Source organism: Bacillus sp. sid0103 (assembly GCF_019219025.1).
Map to the genome: position 1 here is coordinate 1 of NZ_JAHUWN010000093.1, position 811 is coordinate 811.

Below are 811 nucleotides of genomic sequence, written 5' to 3' on the forward strand. Positions count from 1 at the left end.
TTGGGTATGTCCGTTATCACTGTCAAATACTACAGATATTTTCATTGTTGTATCTCCTCCGTTAAATTGAGTAATTGATTTTAGTAATTCATTTAGGAATTGTGCTGGAACCTTCGAATAGCATCCCAATAAATTTAATCATCCATGGGCTCATCTGCCTCTGGGATTTTTCCATTTTTGATTACCGCTCTAAGAACCTCACGAAATTCCCTATCGTTCATAATTCTGTCCCCATGTTCCAGCGAAGCTTTTGGATGTAAAGTCCCTCGTTTGATTTCTTGGATAGCCTTGCGGAAATCAAAATCAGCATTCTTTTCATCATAGCTTAAAGTTGTCCGTTGGTTAGACGTTTCAGTACCAGGTACTGTTTCAAAACTTGCAGCAGCTTTCTTACTTGATAGCGTTTTTTCATTTTTTGCCTGGTTTTCCTCATCCGTAACTTTAGAATAATAACGATTAAATCTGACTGAATAAATCAATACATAGATAACGATTAGCGCAGCAAACAAATTTAGAATAATCAATGAGAAGTTCAAGCTAAAAAATTGAGTCAGCACTCCGACCCCAATAGGAGGAATTATGAATCCGCAGTAGGCGCATAAATAAAATGCCGAAATGACTCGCGGACGTTCTTCCGGTTTCGGCAACTGGCTGGCAAACCTTAAAGCAACTTGAAACGTCCACCCACCGCCAATTGCTTGAATGAATATGCTGGCCCATACCAAAAATAAATTCGCTGTCAGACCAGAAAATACAATGCCCCATGATCCAATAGCAAGTAGGAAGATTCCAAAGCGCATCCGTGAGACTG

General features: G+C 39.5%; 1 protein-coding gene. It reads right to left on the reverse strand.

Annotated features, from left to right (window positions below; all coding sequences use genetic code 11):
- Positions 1 to 134: 134 nt before the first annotated feature.
- Positions 135 to 811, reverse strand: a 677-nt coding sequence (locus KW850_RS32585) for an MFS transporter (protein WP_218351721.1), incomplete at its 5' end; no start/stop codon positions are given.